A 17,462-nucleotide genomic window follows, 5' to 3' on the forward strand; every position below is an offset into this window, starting at 1 on the left:
CCGTTTCAGTCGTGGAGTCGCTACGTGCCTACTCGGCGGCGCCGCTCTGCGCTGCCTTCAGCAGAGCAAGCCCTTCCTCGAGCAGATCGTCGATGGGCGGGGCCTCCGGGTAGACACCCGCGTTGACGAAGAACTCCGCGCTCGCCTTGAGCGCGTCGCTCGTCTCTCCCGACTCGACCCCACCGATGGCCTCGTCGATGTCGAACCAGGTGCGCGCGGTGACCTCCCACTCGGCCTGCTCCTCCGAACCGGTAATGGCGTACGTCTCGTAATAGTCGAGCATGTACGCGACGGCCTTCTCATGGTTCTCCGTGATGAACGCAGTGGCCCGTGTCGTGGCACGCACAAATGCCTCTGCATCCTGCGGACGTTCCTTCAAGAACGTCGGCGTCACCACGATCGCCGATGTCACTGCCACGCCCGCTTCCTCGGCGTCGCACACCGGCACGTAGGTTTCCGGGTCCTCGAGGAGCGGCCAGGCCGGGGTGACCCAACTGTTGACGACGTCGACCTGCCCAGAGATGATCGCCTGCACAACGGCGCCGCCATCCAGCGGGACCATCTGAACGTCCTCAGCAGGAACGCCTAGCCATTCCGCGCATCCGCGCATCACCTGCTCGGCAAGTGAGTTCTGCGAGGTTGCGACGGGGTGCGTGCGCAACACCTCGGCCGGGTCGGATCCCTTCAACACATCAGCGGTCATGAACATGATGTGGTTCGGGTCTTCACGCATCATGAGCCCTGCGGGGATTAGACCAAAGGTGTTCGCACCGGTGAGGGCTGGCGGGGCACCGAGCCATCCGGCCTGCCATTCATTCGCTGCCCCCGCAGCCAGTGACGCCGGGCCGCTCGCATAGTTCTCAATCGTGACGTCGAGCCCTTCATCCTCGAAGAAGCCCTCCTCTTCGGCGATGAAGAACGGCAGGCCCGCACCGTTCGGCTGCGACGCGAGCGTGATCTTCGCGGGGCCATCCTGCTCGTCAGCGCTGGGTGAGGATGTGCAGCCGGCGAGCGCGACCGCGAGGGCGGTCGATGCGCCGAGTACCGCGACAGTGCGGCGGGTGAGGTGCTTCATGTTGTTCGTTCTCCATTCGGGGTGGGTATCGCAGGTGCGCTCCGTGAGCGGGTGGCTCACGGCATGCGCAGTCTCAATTTCCGTGCAGGTGCTGCCAGATGCGTTCGCGGAGCGAGTTGAAATCGGAGTCGCTCATCGCGGTCTCGATCGACATGCCCTTCCACGCGCTGTTCGGATCGACCCGGTACTCGTGGGCGATGCGTCCCGGTCGCGCAGACATCACGATGATGCGGTCGCCGAGGTAGACGGCTTCTTCTACGCTGTGCGTGACGAACAGGATCGTCGAACTGATGCGCGCACGCAGCTTCGCCATCTCGTCCTGCATCCGCGTACGGGTCTGCGCATCAAGTGCGCCGAACGGCTCATCCATGAAGAGCAGCGGTGGCTCCAGCACGAGGGCGCGGGCGATCGCGACACGCTGCTGCATGCCGCCGGAAAGTTCGCTCGGGTACGCGCCCTCGAACCCGGTCAGCTTCATGTTCTCGACCTGCTCGGCAACCGGAGCCACGCGATCGTTCTTGCGCACCCCCCTCGCCTTCAGACCGAAGCCGATGTTCTGCTCCACCGTCATGTTCGGGAAGAGCGCGAACTGCTGGAAGACGACGCTACGGTCGGGGCCGGGTTCGGTCGCCAGCTTCCCGTCGACGTAGATCTCGCCCTCGGTCGCCGACTCCAAGCCACTCGCGATCATCAGCAGCGTGGATTTACCGCAGCCGGACGGACCGACAATGGTGACGAACTCGCCCTCCGCGACATCCAGATCCGTCGGAGAAAGCGCATCGACCTCTCCTCTTTTGGTCTGGAACCGCTTCGTGACGCCGCGCACGGAGAGTTTTGATGTGGGCTCACGTCGATCAGTCATCGTCGTTTCGAACCTTTCCTGTGTGGTCTCGCGCTGGTCAGTCATTGGTTTTCCTCCAGGGTGTGGAGCGACTTCCGACGATGTTGACGATCCAATCAATCAACGCACCAGTGATGCCGATCGCGATCATGCCGGCCATCACGACACGGACATCGCCCGTCTCCTGCCCCTGAATGATGAGGAATCCGACGCCTTGGGTACCACCGATCATCTCGGCGGCCACCACGGCCATCCAGCCGTTACTCACTGCGACGCGAATTCCGGTAAAGATCGACGGCACTGCGACCGGAGTGAGCACCTGGGTGATGAGTCGCACGGGGCCCGCACCGAGGTTGATCGCGGCCCGCGGCAACCGCGGGTCGACGTTTACGATGCCGACCTGGGTGCTGATGACCACGGCCGGGAAGGCGGCGACGAAGACGATGAAGGCGGCGCTTGTCTGCCCTGTTCCCATCCACAGGATCGCCAGTGGGATCCACGCGAACGGCGGAATGTAACGGAGAAACTCGAACATGGGAGTGAACGCTTCACGCACCCAAGTGATGGCGCCAAACGCGATGCCGATCGGTACGCCGAGGACGACCGCGATCAGGAATCCGGTGCCCCACCGCGTCAATGACGACAGAACGTGTCCGGGGAGGGTGAGACCGGCGAGTGGCTGCACCATGAGCGAGAAGAAGGTCTGCGCGACCTCGATCGGGCCAGGCACGAGGTGCGGGCCGATAACGAGGCTGGCCACTGCCCAGACGACGAGGAACAGGGCGAGGGAGACGATCACCCAGAGCGGTGAAACAGCTGTGGATGACCGCTTCGCGATGGGACGGATGATCGAACGTGTCGTTGTGAGAGAAATCATGCCGGGCCTCAGTTCTTCGCCCAGGGCGCGATGATCTTCGACAGACGGAGCATCAGCGCCGAGAAGAGGATGCCGAGTGCTCCGATCACCGCCATCGACGCGAGCATGGTCGGGGTATCCAGAGCTCTGGAGGAGTTCAGCGCCATGAAGCCGAGACCGGCGGTCGCGGCAAGAAGCTCGGCCGCGATAAGCGCTGTCCACGCATTACCGAGGGCAATGCGTGCTCCGGCGAGCAGGGTGGGAAGGCACGCGGGGAGAACGACGCTGGTGAGAGTGCGCCGTCCGGCGCCCAGCGTTTTCGCTGCACGTAAGAGCAGCGGATCGACGCCACGCACGGCATCCATCGAGTTCACTGTCCATGGCACGAACGCCGCAATGAACACAATAAAGATTCGTGCACTGTCATCGATGCCTAGCCAGACGAGCGCGATGGGGATCCATGCGATGGGCGAGATCGACCGGAGCACCTGGAAGATTGGGAAGGTGAGGTTGCGCACGGTCGCGGACCAGCTGATGCCCACGCCGAGGATGATGCCGAACACGCCAGCCAGCAACCATCCGGCCAACACGATCTGCACACTCGCCCATGCGTGGCCCCAGATGGTTTCTCCGAGGTACGGGGTGGTGCTGAGCGTCACGATGCGCTGAAACACCGCCTCCGGACTCGGCAGCGACAGCGGAGAAATCAGATGCAGCTGTGTCGTCGCAAGATGCCAGATGAGGATCGCAGCGACAGCGGCGCCCGCCCCCACCAGGACTCGTCGGCGGATGCTGCTCGTATGCGTCAGCGCGTTCACGCGCCTCAGCCGAGCACCCTTGCTCATCATCACGACTCCCTCTGGTTGTTTTCGAAGTGACGTTTATGATGAAAGCACACATATCTTGTCTACGGCAAGTTATTGTAGATCTCACTCGCATTACGAACCGGAAGAACGAGATAATGTCGGCTATGAACCTCACCGCTGCAACTCGCGCCCAAAATTCCGCGCGCGTACTGCGCCCCACGGAGGTACGCGGCACAAACTCGTCCGCGATCCTGCGCCTGCTCATCGAGAACGGCCCGATGCCCCGCGCCGAGATCTCCACAATCCTGGGCTTGAGCCAGGGTGCCGTCACCCGGATCGTTGCAGACCTTGCAGAACAGGGATTGGTCGAAGAGGGCGCCAGCGTGAGCGCGAACTCCCCCGGCCGCCCTCGCGTGCCGGTCGGCATCATCCCCGGATCGCGCCTGAGCGTGGGCGTGCATATCGGTGTGCGCTTCATCCATGCCGCACTCACAGACCTCAACGGGGAGGCTGCCGAGAGCCGGCGGATCGAACACGACGGAACCCCCGAGAACGTCATCGCGCTGTGCGCCGCACTCATCGATGAACTGCGCGCCCTCGCGACGGCCCCGTTACTCGGGATCGGCGTGATCTCCGGCGGGTGGGTCGAACCTGAGACCGGTGTCATCCATCGCCACGGCCCTCTGGACTGGCACGACGTACCTCTACGCGCAGAGCTGATGCGACGCACCGGCCTCGACGTACTGGTCGAGACCAGCGCACGCGCTCACGCAGTGGCAGACATCCTGTACGGCAATGCGCACGGCCATGCCGACTTTGCCCACGTCTTCATCGGGCACGTCGTGGAGGCATCACTGGTCGTCGGTGGCCGCGTGCACGCTGGCCCGCAGGGGCTGGGTGGCGCTCTCGCGAGCTGGGTCGTCGACGACGGAACAGGGCGCGTCAGCACTGCAGGAAAGGTCGTCAGCGACGGTGCCGTGATCGCCAAGGCGGAGGCATCCGGGATCGTCCCTGCGGGATCGTCCTTCGAGGATGTCCTCGCGCTCGCCACCGAGTCAGCACCGGAATCCGACGCGGCGACGGCATTGCTGCACGAGCGTGCGTATCGATCGGGACAACTCACCGCGGCACTCACCGATCTGGTGGGCATCAGCCTGCTCATCTTTAGCAGTGGTGTCGTCTCCTTGGAGTCATCCATCGATCACATTCGAGCTGGCATCGAGCACGCTCGGCCCGGTTTGCCCGTCCCCGAGATCCGCACCGAAGCGAACCTCGGCGCAACACTGACGAGGGCTGCGTCATCCGTTGTTCTCACGACAGTTCTCTGACGATCAAGGCGCAAAATCACGCGGAAACGGTGCCGGATTGACAGCCGCAACAGTCGCAGGGAATACTCGGCTTGAACGTCGAATAGATCGATCTACTAATACTGGTCACGGAGGACCCGAAATGACGACACGAGCAGCAGTGATGCCCCACCTCGGCACAATTGAGATCCAGGATCTCCCTGACCGCACGCCGGGCGCCAGAGAGGTCGTCGTTCGCATCGAAGCGGTCGGAATTTGTGGCTCGGACGCCGCATATTACAAGGTCGGATACATCGGCGACTGGGTCGTGGATGGGCCCATCGTGCTAGGCCATGAGGCAGCAGGACGCGTCGAGGCCATCGGCTCCGACGTCACGCAGGTCGCCATTGGTGACCGCGTCGCGATTGAACCGGGTTCGCCCTGCCGGGACTGCGAAGACTGTCTCGCTGGCCGCTACCATCTCTGCCCCGATCTGGTCTTCCTCGCGACTCCCCCGTACGACGGTGCGCTATTGGAAAAGCTCGTCATCGATGAGCGCAACCTCTTCACGATCCCCGACACGATGAGCTTCGAAGAGGGCGCAATGTGCGAACCTCTGTCGGTCGGAATCTGGGCCTGCAAGCGCGCCTCATTGACGCCGGGAGATCATGTGCTCGTCTCCGGCGCCGGGCCCGTCGGAATTCTCGCTGCTCAGGCCGCACGAGCGTTCGGCGCAGCATCCGTCACGCTGGTCGATGTGTCCGAGTTCCGTCTCGCTGTCGCGAAAGAGCTCGGTTTTGATACCGAATTCAGCAGCGCTCCGTCCGAGCGGCGGTTCGATGTCCTGCTGGAATGCGCTGGAGCCCCTGGTGTGCTGGCCGCGGGGCTTGCCCGGTTGCGCACCAATGGCAGGGCCGCGATGGTCGGGATGCCGAAAGAAGCGGTCTCGCTCCCCCTGTCGAACCTCAACGACAAAGAGCTCACGATCAGCCTCGTGAACCGCTACTCCCACACGTGGCCGATGGCCATCGAGCTCATTGCATCGGGCCGCGTGCGAGTAGACACCCTGATCACGCACCACTTTGGGCTCGACGGCACCGAAGAAGCACTGACGCTGGCGAGCCGGGTTCCCGACTCACTGAAGGCGATCATCCACCCTCAGCAGTAAGCCTTCCCACAAAAAATCGCCGTGCCGCGGAGTCCTGTTCAGGACTCCGCGGCACGGCGATTTAGATCTTAGCTGTCGAGAAGCTCGACGACGACCTCGTCGAATCCGCCCTCGAACGCGAACTCTCCCTGACCATTGAGCCGGACCGGCGAAAGCCGATCCGCACCAATGTCGAGCCCCTGGAACGAGACGAAATACTCGAACGTCTCCTCCAAGCGCAGCACGCCAGATTCGATGTCATCGATATACAGCGACGCCGTTCCCCCGGTCCCGTGCTCATCGATAACGAAGCGCATCCGTAGACGACTCGTTCCCGCGGGCACTGGAACGTTGGATCGAAGGATCTTGTGGTCGCCATAATAATTGAAGTCGTACTCGAAATACCCGTCGTGGATCAGTAGCGCGTAGCCACTGTTCCAGCTGCCATGCGCAAGAAGCACACCCTCTTCGGTACCCAGCGGGCGTTCCACAGTCGTAGAGACCTCGAACGATCGGCCAGGGACGGGCGGAGCCGCACCATTTCCGACGTGCTGCACGCCCTTCAAGTAGGCAAACCGCTTCCGGTCTCGCGGCGAATGAGGACTGAATTTGGCGTTGGCTCGTTGAGCGAAGCCCCGGTCATCCAGCGGCAGCACTGCGTTGTTACGTGCCTGCTCCCACCAGTCTTCGATGAGTGCGCGAAGCCGCTCAGGGTGAACTTCTGCCAGATCATGCGTCTCGGAGAAGTCCTCATCGAGGTTGTAAAGCTCCCAGCGATCGGTCTCGAAGTCAGCGCCGCGCACATGGAAGGCCACCGCTTTCCAGCCGTCCTTCCAGATCGCGCGATGCCCCAGCGTTTCGAAATACTGGGCACGCGTCTCGGACTCAGTCCCGCCGCCTTCCAGCGACTGGAGTAGCGACCGACCATCGATCGGACGCTGCGAAAGTCCGCGGCGAACGGCAGGCGCCACAAGCTCGAGGTGTTCCAGAACGGTTGGCACGATGTCGGTCACGTGCTGGAAGCGCTCAAGCTTCACACCTCGAGGGATGCTGTCTGCCCCCTGGGGAAGGCGGATGAGCGCCGAGGTACGGATGCCGCCGGCATGCGTGTTCTGCTTGTAGCGGCGTAGTGGGGTGTTCCCTGCCTGCGCCCACCCCAACGGATAATTCACCTGAGTCGAGGAACCATCGATGAGGTCCATCTTGGCGATGACTTCTTCGAGATCGGGGAAGTGCCCGTTCTCATACTGGGTGGTGTTGAGCACTCCGTGTGGGCCGCCTTCCTGGCTGGCCCCGTTGTCGGCGAGGAGAACGACGAGGGTGTCGTCGAGCCTGCCAATCTCTTCAATTCCGGCCATGAGTCGCCCGATCTCGAAGTCGGTGTGCTCCAGGAATCCAGCGAACACCTCCTGGAAACGCGCATAAGCCTTCTGCGCGTCGGGGGCGATGTCGTCCCAGGGCTGCACGTCGTCGTTGCGCGGCGGAAGTTCCGTACCCTCGGGGATCACGCCGGTTTCCAACTGCCGCTGATACCGCCGTTCCCGAATGACATCCCAGCCCTCTTCGTATGCCCCGCGATACCGCTCGACAAACTCACGCGGTGCTTGGAACGGCGTGTGCGTGGCGCCGAGGGCGAAGTAGAGGAAGAACGGCTTCTCCGGCGTGATCGACGTCTGGTCGCGGATGAACTCAATCGACTTATCGACCAGATCCGTCGTGAGGTGGTAGCCCTCTTCAGGCGTCGCCGGTGGCGGAACAGGGTGGTTGTCGTAGTACAACTCCGGGTGGAACTGATCGGTGAGACCCTCTAGGAACCCGTAGTAACGCTCGAACCCGCGCGCGAGTGGCCACTGATCGTAGGGACCGGATGCGGTGGTCTGATCCATCGGAGTCAGATGCCACTTACCCACAGCCATCGTGTTGTAGCCCTGGTCGACCAGCATCTCGGCGAGGGTCGCCGAGTCGTGGCCAATGCGACCGCGGTATCCGGGGAAGCCATCGTCGACGTGGGAGAGGTATGCCATGCCGACCGCATGGTGGTTTCGGCCCGTCAGCAGGCTTGCCCTAGTAGGCGAGCACAGCGCTGTGGCGTGGAAGTTGGTCAGCTGGGTGCCATCCGCGGCGATCGCATCCATAGCTGGCGTCGAGATCTCCGAGCCGTAGCATCCGAGGCTGCCGAAACCGAGGTCATCGAGAACGATGAAGACGACGTTGGACTTGCCCGTCGCCTGCGCTTGTTCCTGCCACCAGGCTTGAGAATCACGGTAAGTGGTACCGATCGTTCCGCCGAACTGCACGCTCATCGGTGTGCCTCTCCAACGCCGAGGTCCTCGAGGATGCGGGAGAGCTTGTCGGCATAGGACGGGCTCGACTTGTCGCGATCGGCCTCATCGATATCGATGATCGTCTTGATGCCCGCAGGCCGCGTGGACAGCACGACGACCTGATCGCCGAGAGTGATCGCCTCGGATACATCGTGGGTCACGAGGATGACGGTGGGCTGGACCAGCTCCAGCATGCGCCGAAGCTCACCCTGAAGGGTAATTCTGGTGAACGCGTCGACAGAGGCGAACGGCTCATCAAGCAAGAGCAAGCGCGGCTGGAGCGCGAGCGCACGCGCAATGCCGACGCGCTGTGCCATACCGCCGGAGAGCTGGCGCGGGTACGCGCGTGCATAGTCGGCGAGGCCGACCTTCGCGAGAAAGTCGTGTGCCAGCTTCTTAGCTTCAGCGCGCTTGTGGCCTCGCACCTCCAGGCCGACCGTGATGTTGCGTTCCACGGTCATCCACGGGAAAAGTCCCGGCTGTTGGAATGCCATGCCTAGGTGGTTGGTCGGGCCGAGCTTGACCGGCTCTCCCTCCCAATAGAGCGTGCCTTCTGTGGGCGCCATAAGCCCCGCGGCAAGGCTGAGGAAGGTGCTCTTACCGCAACCAGACGGGCCGACGAGAGAGATCACAGTGCCGGGAGCGGCGGTGAAAGTGAGATCGCGCAAGATCGGGGTGTTGCCCGAGGAAGCTGACGGGTTCGCGTATGCGAAGGAGACGTTCTCCGCCCGCAGTTCGCCGGAAACGGCCCGAGAGCTGTCGGATCGGAGTGAGGAGTTACTGGACATGGAAAGCTTTCTTGTCTGGAAGGGCGGAGCGCAGCGCACTACGCGTCGTAGTTGACCTTGGAGGACGTGGCCAGCCCGATGAGCCAGCTCACCGCGGCACCGACGAGTCCGATGACGACCATCGCGGCGATAACAACCGCGGTATCGAGAGACGACGAGGCGTTGATGATGATGAAGCCAAGACCGGCACTCGATCCGACGTATTCGGCAGCGACGACGGCGATCCAGCCGAGACCGGCTGCAGCGCGTGATGCGTTGAGAATCGAGGGCGCTGCGGCGCGGAACTGCACCTGGAACAGCGACTGCCACCGCGACATGCCAAGCATCGTGGCGACGCGCAACAGGGTCGAATCGACATTGCGCACAGCATCCGTTGTGGAGACGAGCATGACAAAGAACACCGCGTATGCGACGAGGAAAACCTTGCCGCCGATGCTCGTGCCGAACCAGAGGATCGTCAAGGGGATCCAGGCGAACGGCACGATGAAGCGCAGGGTCTCGATGACTGGATTCAGCGCGAGCGCCAGCCGGGGAAGAGCGCTCAGCACGAGACCTGCGACCACTCCCGCGCTCACACCCACCAAGAAGCCGAGGATGAACTCGAGGACGCTTACGCCGAGGCTGTTCCAGAATGGCGCGGTCGCGATCAGGGCGAAGAACGCCTGAACCACGTCGGTGACAGTCGGAAGCACAACGACCGGAACGCCACTCAGCGCTACCGTCGTCTGCCAAATCACGAGGACGATTGCTAGCCCGAGGATCCCCGGCCAGGCGCGGCCAATCCATCCGTTCATTGCTTTCCGCCGCACTGCTACGCGTTCTTCCATCGCTGGGCTCCCTTCAGGGCAAGGCTGTACAGACCGTTGAGGATGAGGCCGACGGCGCCGAAACACAGCATGAGCGCCATGACCGTCGGGATGTCGTACCCCTGTTGAGCGCGGACCAGGCTCTTGCCAAGTCCGCTGTCTGCCGCGATGAGCTCAGCGATGATCACTGTTCCCCAGCCGGCGGTGAGCGCGACTCGGAGCCCGATCAGCACCTCGGACATCATCGATGGAAGCACGAGGAATCGCATCTTCTGCCAGGTGCCCATGCCGAGCATTGTCGCCGACTTCTCCAACGTCGACGGGATTCTGCTGGCCCCGTCAACGGCATAGACAATCACGACAAGGTAGACCGCAAGGCCGACCAAGAAGAGCTTGCCCGAGTAGCCGAAGCCGAACCAGACGATGGCCAGCGGAATCCACGCGATGCTCGACACGGGGCGGATCATCTCGATCACCGGCAGGAACATCCTTCCGAGCAGGGTGATCCTGCCGAGAAGGAGTCCGGTGAGGACGGCAGCTGCAGCACCTAGTGCCCAGCCGCCGATAAAGACCCCAAGACTGCTTGCCAGGTCGGTGAGCAGCGACTTTTGCGCGTACTCGACGAGAGCCTGGACGACCTGAAGAGGGCCGGCCAGCTTCGAGATGCGACCACCGCTGGTATCCAGAACCGCGGCGATGAGCGCCCAGACGGCGATGAAGCCGACAACGCCAATCCCGCCCCACAACCAGGGACTGTCACGTCGAGAGGTAGGCCTGATGGCCGTCTCGATTGCTTTCGTATCCGACATCTGGTGCTCAGTCCTCCAGAGCGCGTTCTGCGAACTCAGTGTTCACAAACTCGGTCACAAACTTCGTCAGGTCGATGGTCTCGTTCGGAGCGAAGCCCAGGTCCTGCGCGAGCTCGGCGACCGTGGCAAGACCATCAACGTCGGGAACGTAGCTGCTTGCGACTCCGACAAGGCCGTTGTCGAAGGAGTACTCGACCGCTGCGACGTCAACGCCGGCAAAATCTGCCATCAACTCGTATGCGTCGGCCGGTGAGTCCTTGATGACGTCTGTTGCTGCGAACTGTGCGCGAAGCACCTCAACAACGGCGTCAGGGTGCTTCTTCGCAAAGCTCTGCGACACGATGAAACCGTCGCCAGGAGCATCCGCACCCAGCACATCAGAGCCGGTGAAGAGAATCTCGCCGATGCCCTTGAGCACCATGTCTGCGGCGTATGGCACATAGGTTGCGGCTACATCGACGTCGCCCGATTCGAGCACGCCGACCATGCCGGGGCCCGTGCCAGAGACGAAGTACTCATTTCCGCCGGGTTCGATGCCGGCGCTCTTGAGACCAATTTCGAAGAACAGCGTCGACGCGGTCTTCGGGCCGCTTACGACAACCTTCTCCCCCGCGAGATCTTCAATGGACTTGATTCCGCTGTCTGCGCCGACGATAGTCACGTTGGCGTTCACGAACGACTGGCCGACGAAGAATGCGGCATCCGGTGACTGCGAGAAGATGACCGTGGCTGAGGCGCTGTTGCCCCAGGTCATGTCGAGCTGGCCTGCTGCGAGGGCACTTGCAGCGCCGGGCAGTCCCTGGGTGATCTCCACCCAGTTCACGTCATAGCCGAGGTCGGCCAGCAGATCTTGATCCTGCATGATCGGCACCGGCGAAACCACCGGGAAGTACCCGATGTTCAGCGTGGTGCGTTCTGGTTGATCTGCTGCTGGGGTTGTCGACGCGCAGCCTGCGGCTGCGAGGACGACGACGGCGCCGATTGCGGCAGCCATCAACGAACGAGACTTGAGCATGTGCTCTCCTTTGAACGATTCCGTCTCACCTGAAAGTGGTTTACGATGATCTAGTAGATCCATCTACTAGATCGATCTACTGCACACTACGACAGCCACTCTCAGCTGTCAATATCACGCAGCTTTACGACAACGAGGCCCTAGGCTGTGGGGATCGCCGACTACCGATGGAGGACAGACGAATGGCTCGAGTAACGCTCAGCGATGTCGCTGAACGAGCCGGCGTCTCCCGAGCCAGCGCATCGCTCGTGCTCCGCGGAACGGGAAGCCTCACCGACGAGACACGCGATCGAGTGCGTGCAGCGATGGATGACCTTGGCTACGTCTACCACCGCGCAGCGGCGGCGATGCGGACAAGCCACACGCAGTCAATCGGCCTCATCGTGCCAGACGTCTCAAATGGCTTCACGGCTGAAATGACCGTCGCCATTGAACGACTCTTGGGCGACGCCGGTCACGTCACGTTGGTTGCAAACTCCCTTGAGGATGCCGATCGACAGGATCTCCTGCTCAATTCCATGCTCGAGCGGAACGTCGATGGACTCATCGTGGTGCCCGCAGCTGGCACCAGCGCGGTGTTTGCTCAACGGCTGATCGATGTTGCCCTCCCCGTTGTGATCGCAACGCGCGACATCGGCGCATCAGACCTGCCGTACGCCGGGATCGATAACCTCTCCGGCGGCCGAATGGCCGCGACCCACTTGCTCCAGCACGACGTCAAGACTGTTGGCTACCTCGGCGGCGACGCGATACTTACCCCCCGGCGCGACCGCGTGCGCGGAGCGCAAGAGGCACTTTTGGATGCAGGCGCGCAGCTTGTGTTCGACCTCGCTGGTCCCGTCAGCGGAGAATGGGGTCGGGAGATCGCGCACGGTCTCGCGATCCGGAATGAGCTGCCAGACGCGATTATCTGCCACAACGACATCGTTGCCTTCGGCGTCTTCCGGGCGCTGCGCGAGCTCGCCGTGGAGCCGCGCAGAATTCCGCGCGTAATCTCCTACGACGAGGTCGCCGCGGCCGCGCTATGGGAACCACCGTTGACCACGGTGGGAGCGCGTGGAAAGGATGTCGGTGCGCGGTGCACGGAGGTCTTACTCGCTCGCATGCGCGACCCGAAGGGGATACCCGCGGTCGACCTAATCTCCCCCCACCTGGTCGTCCGCGAGTCTTGCGGATGCGTTGCGGAGTCCCCGCGAGCTTAAGCAGAGTCGAACACGAGGCGGGAAGAAAGTAGTCTCAGTCTCGTGACCTCGTTCACCGCACTCCAGCGCCTCGTGATCTCGATCGCGGTCCTGGCATCCTTCGTCACCTTCCTCGACGGCACGGTTGTCACGGTCGCGCTTCCTGCGATCAGCGATGAGCTCGGCGGCGGAATCACAACGCAGCAGTGGGTCGTCGATGCGTATCTCATCACGCTCAGCGCGTTGATCCTGCTGGCGGGTTCACTCTCGGATGCCTACGGTCGCGTTCGCATCATGCGCATCGGACTCATCGCCTTCGGCGTGGCCTCGATCGCGGTGGCGGCCGCGCCGGAACCGATCACGCTCATCATCGCCCGTGCCGCCCAGGGCGCTGCCGGAGCACTGCTCGTACCCAGCTCGCTCGCGCTGATCATGACAGCGATGCGGGGCGAACTGCAAGCGCGCGCGATCGGTATGTGGACGGCATTCACCACCGGTGCACAGCTCGCCGGCCCGCTGCTGGGAGGGCTGTTCGTCGACCTGCTGTCGTGGCGGTTCGTGTTCCTCATCAACGTCGTCCCCATCGGCATCACGCTCATGCTGCTCGCACGTCTTCGCCTTCCGGATCAGCCCCGCGGCACGCGCGTGGACTGGTGGAGCGGAATGCTGTGCGCACTGGGCCTCGGAGCCGCGGTGTTCGCACTCATCGAACAACCGAACCTGGGTTGGGGCTCTCCCACCATCTGGCTCCCCGGAGTGGGCGGCATCCTGCTCTTCGCCGCATTTCTGGTGCGCCAGCGGTACTCGAGCGCGCCCCTGATGCCACTTTCACTGTTCCGCGCCCGCAACTTCGCGTGGGGCAACCTGGCCACGCTGTTCATCTACGCGGCACTGTCGCTGAACGGCTTCGTCATTGGCGTCTACCTGCAGGAGGGTGCCGGTCTCAGCGCGACCGCGGCGGGGTTGGCGAGCCTGCCGATCACGATCCTGATGATTCTCCTCAGCTCCCACGCGGGCGCCTGGGCGGGCAAGCTCGGACCGCGCCTGTTCATGACGGTGGGTCCGCTGCTCATGGCTGCGGGTGCACTGCTGCTGCTCACGGTCTCGAGCAGCTTCAACTACTGGTGGCAGGTGCTGCCGGCGATGATCGTCATGGGTTTGGGCCTGTCGCTGACGGTCGCACCGCTCACCTCTGCGGTACTCGGCGCGATCGACGAGAACCGCTCCGGCATCGCATCCGCCGTCAACAACGCCATCTCCCGCGTCGCCGGACTCATCGTCGTCGCAATGCTGTCGACGATCGTCGGGGGAATGCTCGATCTCGATGGATTCCACAGTGCGGCCTGGGTGACGGCTGCACTCATGGCGCTCGGCGGGATCGTGTCGTTCATCGGGATCCGTCGAGAGCCTTCTGCTCTTCCAGCACATCCCGCATGAAGGCGATGAGAGTGTCGCCGGCATCCGCCAGCGGCCCGTCGTTGACGATCTCGAGGTCGACCGGCTGATCGGGAGCGGGATCGGCTCGGTGCAGCCGCGCCAGCGCCTCGACGGAGTTCTCCCGCCCGCGGGAAAGGATGCGTGCCTTGCGCACCTCGTCGGGGACCGTTACGCGCACGACACGGACGCACGGGAAGGCAGATTCGAGGCCAGACAGCGCGCCCCGTGACACGTTGACGACCGCCACTGCCCCGTCGCGCACCGACTCGGCGACGGGATTCGGGACGCCGTATCGGAGCCCGTGCGCCGCCCACCACATCGCGAATCCGCCTGCACGCTCGAGCGATGCGAACTCCGCTTCGGTGACGGGTTGGTGGTCTTCCCCTGCGCCGGCGGGCCGGGTGATCACGCGGCGGGGGAAGACCACTCTGGTGTTGCCGGCGTAATGATCGCGGGCGACGTCGATCACGGCATCCTTCCCGGCTCCGCTGGGGCCGACGACGGCAACGAGTGCTCCGTTCATGCCACCCTCACCCCTTCACGCCACACGCCGCGCACGATCGGGACCGGTGCACCCGATGGGTGGTGCGCGCTCGCCGCCAACTCGTGAACATGCACTCGCACGAGGTCGGCCCGAAGGCCCACCGCGATGGTTCCGCGATCGTGCAGACCGATGGCCCGAGCGGGATTGGCGCTCACGAGTGCTGCCCCCTGCGAGAGGGTCACGTCACCATTCGCGACGAGGGCGAACACGGCCTGCAGTGGACTTGCCGGCACGTAGTCGCTGGAGAGAATGTCGAGCAGGCCGTGCCTCAGCAGTTCGGCGGCCGCGACGTTGCCGGAGTGCGATCCACCGCGCACGATGTTCGGCGCGCCCATGACCACGAGCTGACCCGCCGCTCGCGCCGCCCGCGCGGCCTTGACGGTGGTGGGGAATTCCGAGATCCGCACGCCGAGCTCGGACGATTCAGTCACATGAGCGAGCGTCGCGTCATCGTGCGCGGCCATCGTGATGCCCCGAGCCGAGGCACGTCGCGCCATCTCGCCACGGTGCGCGTCGGCATACAGCGCGCTGCGCTCATGCAGATCGACCACGTGCGCCTCGAACTGCGCGTCCGAGAAGCTGTGCTTGCCGACCATGTACGTGCGGAACGCCTCGACGTCGGCGTACTGGCGCTGACCTGGCGTGTGATCCATGAGCGATACGAGACGCACGCGCTCATGGCCGCCGATCCGTTCGAAGACGTCGACGACGTCGTACGTCGAGACCTCGCACCGCAGGTGCACGAGATGATCGGCCCGCAGCAGTCCGGCGTCCGCCGCATGCACGATGGCCGCGACCAGGATGTCGGCCTGCGCCGCCAAGCCGGCCTCATCGGGGCTACCTCCGATGCGCAGCGCATCCAGCACTGTCGTCATTCCGGATGCCGTCATCTGAGCGTCATGCGCGATCACCGCCGGAATCGGATCCCAGAATCGCTTCGGCCTCGGCTGGAAGTGCCCCTCCACCTGGTCGGTGTGCAGCTCGACGAGACCGGGCATCAGATAGTCGCCGCACATGTCCTCTCCCGGACCGTCAAGACCACCCGGACCGGTCAGGACGCCATCGAGCGCGCTGTCGGAGGGGACGACGTCGACGATCACGCCGTCGATCATCCGGACGGATCCGTGGACCACCTCGTCAGCGAGCACGATCTGGGCGTTGCGGAGAATGGTGTCGGTCGTCATGCGATCTCCTGGAAGGGGTGGATTGAGTGGATGCCGAAGGGCTGTCCACGGTCGGGTTCGATGAAGACGGCGAGGGAAGTGAGCGGGATATCCGCACCATCGAAGGCGGCGAAGTGCCGCCCGATCGCGGCGTCGATGTCCGCGGCCGGACCGTCGAGGGCATCGGTAAGCGTCAGATGGAAGCGGAACTCGTCGAGCGCGAACGGATAGCCGTACTCGTGCAGAATCTCCCGCTGCCGCGGCGTCAATCGCTCGGGCCTGCGCCGTGCAATGTCGGAATCGGTGAGCGGCGCACGGAACGGTTCAAACGTGCGGACGACGTCGGCGGCGAGCGCATTCGTCTCGACAGCATCGCCCCCGAGCACGAGAGCGCGGAAGGAACCGATCGAGGCAGCACGCAGATCGGGCAGCACGATGGATCGGCGCGTGCTCGCGAACGCCGACACCGCCGCCGCGAGATCGGAGATCGTCACGTCGGAAGCGAGTTCGAACGGAGCCTTGAGCGTGGCGTGGAAACCGTAGCGACGTGCATCCACGGTGATGCCGGGATGCTCCGAGTACCAGCTCTCGACGGCGTCGCGCAGCCGAACGGCCACAGTCGGCGCCCCCTGATCCAGGCCAGGCACCGCGTACACGGCGCAGCGTGTCATGCGGCGACCTTCTGACGCGTGGGTGTGAACGCCGCGACATCCACAACGAGATCGGCGACGGCATCGCGGACGTCGTGGTCGTGGAAGATCGCGAGGATTCCGGTGCCCGACGCAAGGCGCTCACGGATCATCTCGATCACGACGCCGCGGTTGCGTGCGTCGAGCGACGCGGTGGGCTCGTCGAGCAGCATCAGCGGGCGGGTGGTCGCGAACCCGCGGGCGATGTTCACGCGCTGCTGCTCACCGCCGGAGAACGTGGCGGGCGGCAGGTTCCACAGCCGCTGTGGGATGCTGAGGCGTTCGAGCAGCTCTCCGGCGCGCTCCCGGGCGGCATCCCGCGATACTCCGTGTTCGGTGAGCGGCTCCGCCACGATGTCCAGTGCCGCCACGCGGGGCACCGAGCGCAAGAACTGACTCACGTAGCCCATCGACTCCCGGCGCACCGCGATGACCTCACGCGGTGCCGCGCTCGCCAGATCGACGTGCCCATCTCGATGACGCACGACGATACTGCCGCGGTCGACGGCGTAGTTTCCGTTGACCATCTTCATGATGGTGCTCTTGCCCGCGCCGGAATCGCCGCCGAGCACGACGCACTGTCCACGCGGCACATCGAAGGAGACGTCTTTCAGCACGGGCACTTGGGCGTCCTGCAGATGCAGGGTGAAGGTCTTGGCGACTCCGTCGACGCGGAGAGCGGGTGTGTCGGTCAT

17 protein-coding genes are annotated in these 17,462 nt (G+C 63.8%); 4 read left to right on the forward strand and 13 right to left on the reverse strand.

Annotation, left to right across the window (positions count from 1 at the left end):
* Positions 1 to 28: 28 nt before the first annotated feature.
* The 4 genes from ACSU1G_RS31225 to ACSU1G_RS31240 form a co-directional block, all read right to left on the reverse strand.
* A complete protein-coding gene (locus ACSU1G_RS31225; protein ID WP_439284991.1) occupies positions 29 to 1,075 on the reverse strand; it encodes an ABC transporter substrate-binding protein in 1,047 nt (348 codons plus the stop codon).
* Between the two features lie 73 nt (positions 1,076 to 1,148).
* Complete coding sequence (locus ACSU1G_RS31230) at positions 1,149 to 1,982, reverse strand: ABC transporter ATP-binding protein (RefSeq protein WP_439284993.1); 834 nt, start codon at positions 1,980 to 1,982, stop codon at positions 1,149 to 1,151.
* Positions 1,975 to 2,793, reverse strand: a complete 819-nt coding sequence (locus tag ACSU1G_RS31235; RefSeq protein WP_439284995.1) for an ABC transporter permease — start codon at positions 2,791 to 2,793, stop codon at positions 1,975 to 1,977. The genes ACSU1G_RS31230 and ACSU1G_RS31235 overlap by 8 nt, the downstream gene beginning before the upstream one ends.
* 8 nt (positions 2,794 to 2,801) lie before the next feature.
* Complete coding sequence (locus tag ACSU1G_RS31240) at positions 2,802 to 3,617, reverse strand: ABC transporter permease (RefSeq protein ID WP_439284996.1); 816 nt, start codon at positions 3,615 to 3,617, stop codon at positions 2,802 to 2,804.
* Between the two features lie 125 nt (positions 3,618 to 3,742).
* On the opposite strand from ACSU1G_RS31240, the gene ACSU1G_RS31245 reads away from it, so the two are divergent.
* Positions 3,743 to 4,906, forward strand: a complete 1,164-nt coding sequence (locus tag ACSU1G_RS31245; protein WP_439284998.1) for an ROK family transcriptional regulator — start codon at positions 3,743 to 3,745, stop codon at positions 4,904 to 4,906.
* 121 nt (positions 4,907 to 5,027) lie between these two features.
* Positions 5,028 to 6,032, forward strand: coding sequence for an NAD(P)-dependent alcohol dehydrogenase (locus ACSU1G_RS31250; RefSeq protein ID WP_439285000.1), 1,005 nt, complete (start codon positions 5,028 to 5,030; stop codon positions 6,030 to 6,032).
* A 68-nt stretch (positions 6,033 to 6,100) separates the two neighbouring features.
* Here the strand turns inward: ACSU1G_RS31250 and ACSU1G_RS31255 are convergent, their stop codons facing one another.
* The 5 genes from ACSU1G_RS31255 to ACSU1G_RS31275 are packed head-to-tail and all read right to left on the reverse strand — an operon-like array spanning position 6,101 to position 11,753.
* Positions 6,101 to 8,314 carry an arylsulfatase gene (locus ACSU1G_RS31255; protein WP_439285002.1) on the reverse strand — a complete coding sequence of 738 codons (2,214 nt, stop codon included), beginning with the start codon at positions 8,312 to 8,314 and terminating at the stop codon, positions 6,101 to 6,103.
* Positions 8,311 to 9,123, reverse strand: coding sequence for an ABC transporter ATP-binding protein (locus tag ACSU1G_RS31260; protein ID WP_439285004.1), 813 nt, complete (start codon positions 9,121 to 9,123; stop codon positions 8,311 to 8,313). The genes ACSU1G_RS31255 and ACSU1G_RS31260 overlap by 4 nt, the downstream gene beginning before the upstream one ends.
* Before the next feature lie 38 nt (positions 9,124 to 9,161).
* Positions 9,162 to 9,917, reverse strand: coding sequence for an ABC transporter permease (locus ACSU1G_RS31265; protein WP_439285006.1), 756 nt, complete (start codon positions 9,915 to 9,917; stop codon positions 9,162 to 9,164).
* A gap of 17 nt (positions 9,918 to 9,934) precedes the next feature.
* A complete protein-coding gene (locus tag ACSU1G_RS31270; protein WP_439285008.1) occupies positions 9,935 to 10,738 on the reverse strand; it encodes an ABC transporter permease in 804 nt (267 codons plus the stop codon).
* Between the two features lie 7 nt (positions 10,739 to 10,745).
* A complete protein-coding gene (locus tag ACSU1G_RS31275; protein WP_439285010.1) occupies positions 10,746 to 11,753 on the reverse strand; it encodes an ABC transporter substrate-binding protein in 1,008 nt (335 codons plus the stop codon).
* A gap of 182 nt (positions 11,754 to 11,935) precedes the next feature.
* Between ACSU1G_RS31275 and ACSU1G_RS31280 the strand changes: the two genes are divergently transcribed.
* Both ACSU1G_RS31280 and ACSU1G_RS31285 read left to right on the forward strand, forming a co-directional pair.
* The gene (locus ACSU1G_RS31280; RefSeq protein WP_439285012.1) at positions 11,936 to 12,955 is read left to right on the forward strand and encodes a LacI family DNA-binding transcriptional regulator; all 1,020 of its coding nucleotides are present in this window, start codon (positions 11,936 to 11,938) and stop codon (positions 12,953 to 12,955) included.
* Positions 12,956 to 12,997: 42 nt separating this feature from the next.
* Positions 12,998 to 14,371, forward strand: a complete 1,374-nt coding sequence (locus ACSU1G_RS31285; RefSeq protein WP_439285014.1) for an MFS transporter — start codon at positions 12,998 to 13,000, stop codon at positions 14,369 to 14,371.
* On the opposite strand, the gene phnN is transcribed toward ACSU1G_RS31285, so the two are convergent.
* Genes phnN through phnL form a run of 4 tightly spaced genes read right to left on the reverse strand, consistent with a single transcriptional unit; the run spans position 14,322 to position 17,462 of the window.
* Positions 14,322 to 14,894 (reverse strand): phosphonate metabolism protein/1,5-bisphosphokinase (PRPP-forming) PhnN, encoded by a 573-nt coding sequence (phnN, locus tag ACSU1G_RS31290; RefSeq protein ID WP_439285016.1) that lies wholly within the window; start codon positions 14,892 to 14,894, stop codon positions 14,322 to 14,324. The two genes, ACSU1G_RS31285 and phnN, sit on opposite strands and share 50 nt — an antisense overlap.
* Positions 14,891 to 16,099 (reverse strand): alpha-D-ribose 1-methylphosphonate 5-triphosphate diphosphatase, encoded by a 1,209-nt coding sequence (locus ACSU1G_RS31295; RefSeq protein WP_439285018.1) that lies wholly within the window; start codon positions 16,097 to 16,099, stop codon positions 14,891 to 14,893. The genes phnN and ACSU1G_RS31295 overlap by 4 nt, the downstream gene beginning before the upstream one ends.
* Positions 16,096 to 16,749: a DUF1045 domain-containing protein gene (locus ACSU1G_RS31300; protein ID WP_439285020.1), complete on the reverse strand. Its 654-nt coding sequence runs from the start codon at positions 16,747 to 16,749 to the stop codon at positions 16,096 to 16,098. The genes ACSU1G_RS31295 and ACSU1G_RS31300 overlap by 4 nt, the downstream gene beginning before the upstream one ends.
* The gene (gene phnL / locus ACSU1G_RS31305) at positions 16,746 to 17,462 is read right to left on the reverse strand and encodes a phosphonate C-P lyase system protein PhnL (RefSeq protein ID WP_439285022.1); all 717 of its coding nucleotides are present in this window, start codon (positions 17,460 to 17,462) and stop codon (positions 16,746 to 16,748) included. The genes ACSU1G_RS31300 and phnL overlap by 4 nt, the downstream gene beginning before the upstream one ends.

The organism is Microbacterium sp. A93, from assembly GCF_051842835.1.